Below are 8339 nucleotides of genomic sequence, written 5' to 3'. Positions count from 1 at the left end.
TTGTTATCGACCGCTCGCGAGCGCTAATTGCGTGCTTGGTTTTGGCCTTCCTGTTCTCACTGGTTTGGGCCTATCCCAGACTGACGATTCGCTACAAGCAGGCCAAGCGCGCTTTGATCGCTGCACGGCAGCGTTACGCGGCAGGAGAAACGCTTGCGTGGCGTGGTTTGCGTGCGGCTGCGCGCAAGGGTCCTTTGCAGCGTGTTATTCCGGCGCTATATCGATGGATGGGCAAGAGTCTGGATTTCAAACATCCCGCGCGGATCGATGACCTGGACGTTTCTGACAACCCCGGGCTTAAGGACTTGGCAGACACAATCGCGACACATTACTCGGATAGTCCCGACGCCAAGCTTGATTGGAACAAAGCAGAGGTCGCGCTGCGCAAGGCGGCTAAGCATGCTCGTAAAAAACGCAATGCACGGTCGCCGCTTCCACCGCTCAATCGCTATTAAAGACTAGCCCGGTCGCTTCGCTAACGCTAAGAATCGCCCGTTAACTTAGGGCTTTATCTGAAATCAAGCGCTGAGCTATACTTGCCATCGTGAAAATCCTGCGTACCTTGTTCGTCTTGTGGCTTTGTGCGGTGCTGCCCTTAACGGGGCTGGCAGCTAGCGGCTCGGCCGGGCAATGTCCGATGCAATCCATGACTCACGACTCGGGCAGCATGATGTCCTTGGCCATGACGGATTGCGAATCGATGGCAATGCCTGCTGGTCAGGACAGCAAGTCGAAAGACTCGCCTTGCAAGATGACCGTGCAGTGCCAAATGGGTTGCATGAGCATTCCGGTATCGGCTCCGGGCATTGCACGCAGCGCCAGCGCTTATCGGCCGATGTTCTTTCACTATATCCAGTCACTGTTTGTCCGCGAGCCTGACGGCTTGTGGAAACCTCCTCGCGCGCTCTAAACCCTTCGTCACCAGTTCGCCGCTTAAGCGGCGAGGTCGTCCTGCATCCAGGACGTGATTCCCTATGGGATTCGACCGTTTGGGGTTGAGAAATGTATTCATCTATTACCACGCCGGTATTCCGGCGGGGATGCGCGCGTGCGTCCGCGCTAGCCTTATTTATATTCCTTCTTGGCGGCGGTGCAGCGGTTGAAGCGCAAGAAAGCGCCTTGACGTTGGACGCCGCTCTGCAATCCGCGACCGATCGTTCCGCCTCCATGCAGGCAGCGCAATCGTCCGTTCGCGCAAGCTCACAGGCGGCTATTAGAGCTGGCCAGTTACCTGATCCGACGCTCAAGGCGGGCGTGGATAACCTGCCCATCAACGGGTCGCAGGGATTCACCATTGGCCAGGATTTCATGACGATGCGGCGCATCGGCATCGAACAGGAATGGGTGTCGCCGGAAAAGCGGCGTCTGCGCACTGAGCTGGCCAATCAGGAAGTCGACCGTGAACGCGCGGGTTATCTCGCTCAGCTAGTCAACGTGCGCGAGCAGACCGCAAGCTCGTGGCTCAACGCGGCATACGCGAAAAAGGCGCTATCACTGCAGCAGGAACTGGCGGATCACATGGCGCATGAGCTGTCGGCGACGCAAGCGTCTTATCGCGGCGCTAAAGCCAGTGCCGCCGATGTGACCCAGGCGCAGCTCATGCTGGCGCAGACGCAGGACCAGTTGCTCAAGGCCAATCAAACGCTTCAGACGGCGCTCATCGGCTTGTCGCGATGGACGGCCGCACCTGTCGCCGATATCTCCGGCGAGCCGCCTGCGCCGCAATCGGTGGTTGCTTCGCTGCCGCCTGAGGAGCTTCAGCGGGTTGAGCCTGCGCTGATCAATGCGTCGTCGGAGATAGCGGTCGCCGACGCCGACACCGCCGTCGCTCATAGCAATCGCAGCCCGAACTGGACCTGGGAAGTCGCGTACCAGCAACGGGGTGGTCAGTACTCAAACATGGTGTCGGTCGGCGTCAGCATTCCCATCCCGTTGAACAGAAGGGATCGGCAAGACCGCGATACCGCCGAGAAAGCCGAGTTGGGTACGAAGGCGCGTTTGATGTACGAAGACGCGCAGCGTCAAGTCGATGCCGATATCCGCAATCTGGCCGCCACGCTTGCTAGCGGACGCGAGCGCGTCAAGAACCTCAACGCGTACCTGTTGCCCGCAGCAGATCAGCGCTTGCAGCTATCGACTGCGGCGTACAGAGCCGGCACCGGATCGCTGGCCGATACCTTTGCCGCCCGGCGCGCCGTGCTCGACGCGCGCCTGCAAGTGCTCGATCTCCAACGCGACGTATCGCTCACCTGGGCTCAACTCGAGTACCAGGTCGTGCCACCTTCCATGACCTACTGACAGTGAGAACACGATGAACAAGAAACTTATGACGCTCGCTGTCATCACGGCCGTGGCGTTGCTTGCGTCGGGGTATGTGGCCGGTACATGGCATGCGAATACCACGACGGCGTCGACGGGCAATGCGAAAGCGGCCAGCCAAAAGGTGCTCTATTGGCACGATCCCATGATGCCGAACCAGCACTTCGATAAACCCGGCAAGTCGCCCTTCATGGACATGCAACTGGTGCCCGTGTTCGCGGACGAAGGCGCGTCGAGCGGCGTGAAGATCGATCCGGGTCTTCAGCAGAACCTCGGCATTCGATACGCCACTGCACGCCATGTCGATGTAGCAACCAGTTTCGAGGTAGTCGGTACAACGCAGTTCGACGAATCGCTCGCCGACGTGGTCCAGTCGCGAGTGACGGGCTATATCGACCGCTTGTATGCGAATGCCCCGATGCAACGGGTGTCTAAAGGCGCGCCGATTGCGTCGTTGTTCGTGCCGGACTGGCTGGCGCCTCAAGAGGAATACCTGGCGCTCAGGCGCGGCGGCATGGACAACACCCTGTTAGCCGCATCACGCGAACGCATGCGCGTTTTGTCGATACCGGATGCAGTCGTGGCCGACCTTGAGCGTACCGGGCGCGCTCAGACGCATGTCACGTTATCGGCACCGGCGGCCGGCGTGATCACCGAGTTGAACGTCCGTGATGGCGCGATGGTTGCGCCCGGCCAGACGCTCGCCAAGGTCGCGGGCCTGAGCACGTTATGGCTCGTGATCGACGTGCCCGAAGCGCTGGCGTTGCAAGTCAAGGCGGGCATGAGTGTGGATGCCGTATTTGCCGCAGATGCCTCGCAGCATTTCACCGGCCGCATTCGCGAAGTCCTGCCGGGGATCAGTGCCGACAGCCGCACCTTGCAAGCGCGTCTTGCCATCGATAACAAGAATCTCTTGCTCACGCCCGGCATGCTGATGCGTGCACGCATTGGTGGTGCAACGACGGCGTCGCGTCTGGTCGTGCCATCCGAAGCGGTGATCACGACCGGCAAGCGCTCGATCGTGATCGTGAAGCAAGCCGATGGTCGGCTCCAACCGGTCACCGTGACGACCGGCAATGACTCGGCCAGCGATACCGAAGTGCTGAGCGGCTTGAGCGAAGGGGAGCAGGTGGTCGCGTCGGGTCAGTTCCTGATCGACTCCGAAGCGAGCTTGAAGTCTGTGCTTCCAAGACTTCAGGCGGGTCCAGCCAGCGATGCGGTTGCCACTGCCGCACCTCCAACCTACGAGACGACGGGCAAGGTGGAAGCCGTCACAAGCCACGACATCACCTTCTCGCATCAGCCTGTGCCGGCCTTGGGCTGGGGTGCGATGACGATGGCGTTCGGCAAGCCTTCCGCCACCGCGTTCCCCGACGTAAAGACCGGTGAAACGGCGCACTTCGCGTTCAAGCAATCCGACGACGGCTATGAACTGACGAAGGTCGAACCAATGGAGGCTGGCAAATGATCGCGCGACTCATTCGCTGGTCCATCCAGAACCGTTTCCTGGTCCTGCTTGCAACCGTCCTGATCACGGGCTGGGGCGTTTATTCGCTGACGCAAACACCGCTCGATGCGCTTCCCGATCTCTCGGATACGCAGGTCATCATCAAGGCATCGTATCCGGGTCAGGCACCGCAGGTTGTTGAAGATCAGGTGACGTATCCGCTGACGACAACGCTGCTCGGTGTACCGGGCGCTAAAACCATCCGCGCTTATTCATCGTTCGGCGATGCATTCGTCTACGTTCTCTTCGACGACAAGACCGATCAATACTGGGCGCGTTCGCGCGTACTTGAATACCTGAACCAGGTGCAGAGCAGGCTCCCTCAGGGCGCAAGCGTCTCGCTTGGTCCTGATGCAACCGGCGTCGGCTGGGTCTATGAATATGCGCTGGTGGACCGCACTGGCAAGCACGATCTTGGTCAGCTTCGTGCGTTGAACGACTGGTTTCTCAAGTTCGAACTGAAGGCCGTTCCCGACGTATCGGAGGTAGCGTCTATCGGCGGAATGGTGCGTCAGTATCAGGTCGTGCTCGACCCGGACAAGCTGCGCGCCTACGGCATCACGCAGGCCACGGTGACGGATGCGCTGAAGAAAGCGAATCAGGAGTCGGGCGGTTCTGTTATCGAACTGGCGGAGTCCGACTACATGGTGCGTTCGTCGGGATATCTGCATTCACTCGATGACTTCCGCAGCGTTGTCTTGCGCACGAACGATGCAGGAACCCCCGTGCTGCTCGGCGACGTTGCGCGTATTCAGATCGGACCCGAGATGCGTCGTGGCATTGCCGAACTGAACGGCGAAGGCGAGGTGGCGGGCAGCGTGATCGTGATGCGCTCAGGCAAGAATGCGCTGACGACAATCGAAGCCGTGAAAGCGAAACTGGATACGCTCAAGCAGTCGCTGCCGCCCGGCGTTGAGATCGTCACCACCTACGACAGATCGAAGCTGATCGAACGCGCTGTCGACAATCTGCGAGACAAGCTGATCGAAGAGTTTGTCATCGTCGGCCTGGTCTGTGCGCTGTTTTTGTTCCATCTGCGAAGCGCTTTTGTCGCGATCCTGTCGCTGCCGCTGGGTGTGCTCGCGGCATTTATTGTGATGCGTTATCAGGGCGTCAACGCGAACCTGATGTCGCTCGGCGGCATTGCGATTGCGATCGGCGCGATGATCGATGCCGCCATCGTGATGATCGAAAACGCGCATAAGCATCTGGAAGCGTTTGACCATGCGCATCCGGATCAACCGATCACCGCATCTCAGCGATGGGAGCTGATAGCGACATCGGCAGCGGAGGTTGGGCCCGCCCTGTTCTTCTCGCTGCTCATCATCACGATGTCGTTCATCCCCGTGTTCTCACTTGAGGGCCAAGAGGGGAAATTGTTCTCGCCGCTGGCGTTCACCAAGAGCTACACGATCGCCGCGGCTGCGTTGCTTTCAGTCACGCTGGTGCCGGTGCTCATGGGCTATTTCATCAGGGGCCGTATTCCGAACGAGAATGCCAATCCGATCAACCGCGTGCTGATCAGGATGTATCGGCCATTGCTTGAAGCAACGTTGCGTCGGCCGTGGGCCGCGATCGGCATAGCGATCATTGCGCTCGGGGTTACGCTGATTCCGTTATCGCGGCTGGGCGGTGAATTCCTGCCACCGCTCGATGAAGGCGATCTTCTCTACATGCCCACTGCGCTGCCGGGTATCTCGGCAGAAAAGGCGTCCGAGCTGTTGCAGCAGACGGACCGGCTCATCAAGGCGGTGCCTGAAGTAGCAACCGTATTCGGCAAATCCGGAAGAGCCGATACCGCCACCGACCCCGCGCCGCTGGAGATGTTCGAGACCACCATCCAGTTCAAGCCACGCGATCAATGGCGGCCCGGCATGACGCCGCAAAAGCTGGTCGATGAACTGGACCGGACGGTGAAGGTACCGGGCTTGTCGAATGTCTGGGTGCCGCCAATACGCAACCGGCTGGACATGTTGTCGACAGGTATCAAGACACCGGTTGGCGTGAAGATTTCGGGCGCGGACCTGAGCGTGATTGACTCCATTGCAACGCAAGTGGAAGCCGTGGTCAAGACGGTGCCCGGCGTCTCCTCTGCGCTCGCCGAGCGCTTGAACGGCGGGCGTTATATCGACGTCGATATTGATCGCATGAAAGCTGCCAGGTACGGACTCGCTATCGCAGATATCCAGTCGGTTGTTTCATCGGCGGTGGGCGGGGAGAACGTGGGCGAAGTCATCGACGGGCGTCAGCGCTTTCCAATTAATGTCCGATATCCGCGTGACGTTCGCGACTCGCTCGAAAATCTAAGGCGCTTGCCGGTTGTCACGGAGCGGGGCGCACAGATCATGCTCGGCGATATCGCCACGCTGAAGATTGCCGATGGACCTCCGATGATTCGCAGCGAGAACGCGCGGCTTGCGGGCTACGTGTATGTCGATATCCGCGACACGGACCTGCAGTCGGCGGTGACGGCAATGCGGCGGGCTGTTGCTGCGAAAGTGATTCTTCCGCCGGGTTACTCCATTGCATGGTCGGGCCAGTTCGAGTATCTGGAACGCGCATCGGCGACGCTTCGTACCGTGATTCCGGTCACGCTCGTGATCATCTTCGTGCTGCTGTTCCTGACCTTCAATTCGGCTGCTGATGCGCTGCTGCTGATGTCGACGGTTCCGTTCGCCCTGGTCGGCGGATTCTGGCTGATATGGGCGCTGGGTCACGCGGTGTCTGTCGCAACGGCGGTTGGATTCATCGCGCTTGCTGGTGTGGCGGCGGAGTTCGGTGTGGTGATGTTGCTGTACTTGAAACGTGCGCTCGAGCATCGCCTCGATGCCGGCGCAGTGCTGACAGAGGCGCTTCTCTTCGACGCGATCCGCGAAGGCGCGGTGCTGCGCGTACGGCCGAAAGCGATGACCGTCGCCGTGGTCCTTGCGGGTCTTATCCCGATCATGCTCGGTCATGGCGCGGGGTCGGAAGTGATGCAGCGCATCGCGGCTCCGATGGTCGGCGGCATGGTCACAGCACCGCTGTTGTCCATGTTCGTTATCCCCGCTGCGTGGTTATTGCTCAAGCGCCGCCAAGTGCGGCGCGCGGTGCAAGCGCGTAGCGGATTTGATGGTCCTCCCGGCACGCATGTGCCTTCTACTTACTCTGGAGAAGTGAAATGAAGAAACTGACTTATATCGTGTTGGCAACAGGTGCCGCGCTTGGTGCATTTGCTGTTCAGCAGTCAGCAGTCGCCGACGATATGGCTGGAATGAAAATGAGTCCCGGGGCAATGAGTCCGGCGGCGTCGAAATCCGCTTTGACTGACGCGGAAATCAGGAAGGTTGATCCAGCGTCCGGCATGGTGACGCTCAAGCACGGTGCGCTGGAAAACGTCGGTATGCCGCCGATGACCATGGCTTTCAAAGCCAGCGACGCTGCGATGCTGAAACAGGCTCACGAAGGGGATAAAGTGAAAGTGCGCGTTGAGAACGTGGGTGGCACGATGACTATCGTGACAATGCAAAAGCAATAAGCTGCGAGCTGAGGACGTTGTCGAGCGCAAGCGGTTCTGGCCGACCGTAAGCGCTCGGTTGCGACTGGCAGAGTGATACAAAGCTCTGATGGTTTTGCTCGTGGCCAATATCCTGGCGCCAGGACGTTACCGCGCGCGTACGGAGTCTCACAACCTTCTTTAGAATCGTAGTTAAACCAGAGTCGGGAACATCCATGTCTGTACGCTACAACGCTGCGTTCACAGCGCTTCTCGCGGCCGCGCTCTTTGGCGCGACGACCCCGCTTGCCAAGACCCTTCTTGGCACAATGTCGCCGTTCATGCTCGCAGGTTTGTTCTATTTAGGCAGTGGCGTTGGCTTGGCTGTTGCAATCGCTTTCCAGCGCGTCAGGCGGACCAAAAACGAGCGCGCTAACGAAAGCCGGATTCAGTTGGCTGAAGTGCCCTGGTTGCTCGGCGCAATTGCCGCCGGAGGTATCGCGGGACCAGTGCTGCTGATGTTCGGCCTGAGCACCACGCCAGCCGCGACGAGTTCGCTATTGCTGAATCTTGAAGGCGTATTCACGGCGGTGATCGCGCGGGTCGTATTTCGTGAGAATGTGGATAGGCAGATTTTTCTCGGCATGGTGGCAATAGTCGCCGGTGGCGTGGCGCTCTCGTGGCAACCGGGCGCGGCCAGTGTATCCACCGGCGCGCTGCTGGTTGCCGCCGCCTGTGTGTGCTGGGCGATCGATAACAACCTGACGCGCAAAGTCTCGACGAATGACGCCATGGTCATCGCCTGCCTGAAGGGGCTGATCGCCGGATCGGTGAATCTTTGCATCGCCCTTGTGCTCGGCGCGCACCTTCCCGGTTTGGCGAAAACAACGGCGGCCATGTTCACCGGCCTGGCTGGATACGGCGTCAGCCTGGTCTTGTTCGTCGTTGCGTTGCGCAACCTCGGCACCGCGCGCACGGGCGCTTACTTTTCAGTCGCGCCGCTATTCGGCGTGACGCTTTCGCTGATCCTGTGGCCGG

At 59.8% G+C, this 8339-nt stretch carries 6 protein-coding genes and 1 pseudogene; all 7 read left to right on the top strand.

The features are described 5' to 3' along the window. Positions 1-455, top strand: a pseudogene (locus JWR14_RS15070) (hypothetical protein); the annotation flags it as partial. Between the two features lie 182 nt (positions 456-637). After that, on the top strand, positions 638-910 hold the full coding sequence (locus tag JWR14_RS15065; protein ID WP_299708046.1) for a hypothetical protein: 273 nt from the start codon (positions 638-640) through the stop codon (positions 908-910). A gap of 92 nt (positions 911-1002) precedes the next feature. Beyond that, a complete protein-coding gene (locus JWR14_RS15060) occupies positions 1003-2298 on the top strand; it encodes a TolC family protein (protein ID WP_299708044.1) in 1296 nt (431 codons plus the stop codon). A gap of 13 nt (positions 2299-2311) precedes the next feature. Then, entirely contained in the window at positions 2312-3787 is a 1476-nt protein-coding gene (locus JWR14_RS15055) for an efflux RND transporter periplasmic adaptor subunit (protein WP_299708042.1), read from the top strand. After that, positions 3784-6990: an efflux RND transporter permease subunit gene (locus JWR14_RS15050; protein WP_299708040.1), complete on the top strand. Its 3207-nt coding sequence runs from the start codon at positions 3784-3786 to the stop codon at positions 6988-6990. The genes JWR14_RS15055 and JWR14_RS15050 overlap by 4 nt, the downstream gene beginning before the upstream one ends. Continuing rightward, positions 6987-7343, top strand: coding sequence for a copper-binding protein (locus JWR14_RS15045; protein ID WP_299708038.1), 357 nt, complete (start codon positions 6987-6989; stop codon positions 7341-7343). The genes JWR14_RS15050 and JWR14_RS15045 overlap by 4 nt, the downstream gene beginning before the upstream one ends. A gap of 194 nt (positions 7344-7537) precedes the next feature. Further along, a partial coding sequence (locus tag JWR14_RS15040) for a DMT family transporter (protein ID WP_299708036.1) occupies positions 7538-8339 on the top strand: 802 nt, incomplete at its 3' end.

Source organism: Caballeronia sp., from assembly GCF_028292365.1.
Classification (GTDB): Bacteria; Pseudomonadota; Gammaproteobacteria; order Burkholderiales; family Burkholderiaceae; genus Caballeronia.
This window is presented reverse-complemented; position numbering and strand designations above follow the sequence as displayed.

What these genes read in the sequence shown, in the direction of transcription:
- JWR14_RS15065 (WP_299708046.1), top strand. Translation starts at nt 638, where the DNA reads ATGCAATCCATGACTCACGACTCGGGCAGCATGATGTCCTTGGCCATG.
- JWR14_RS15060 (WP_299708044.1), top strand. Translation starts at nt 1,003, where the DNA reads ATGTATTCATCTATTACCACGCCGGTATTCCGGCGGGGATGCGCGCGT.
- JWR14_RS15055 (WP_299708042.1), top strand. Translation starts at nt 2,312, where the DNA reads ATGAACAAGAAACTTATGACGCTCGCTGTCATCACGGCCGTGGCGTTG.
- JWR14_RS15050 (WP_299708040.1), top strand. Translation starts at nt 3,784, where the DNA reads ATGATCGCGCGACTCATTCGCTGGTCCATCCAGAACCGTTTCCTGGTC.
- JWR14_RS15045 (WP_299708038.1), top strand. Translation starts at nt 6,987, where the DNA reads ATGAAGAAACTGACTTATATCGTGTTGGCAACAGGTGCCGCGCTTGGT.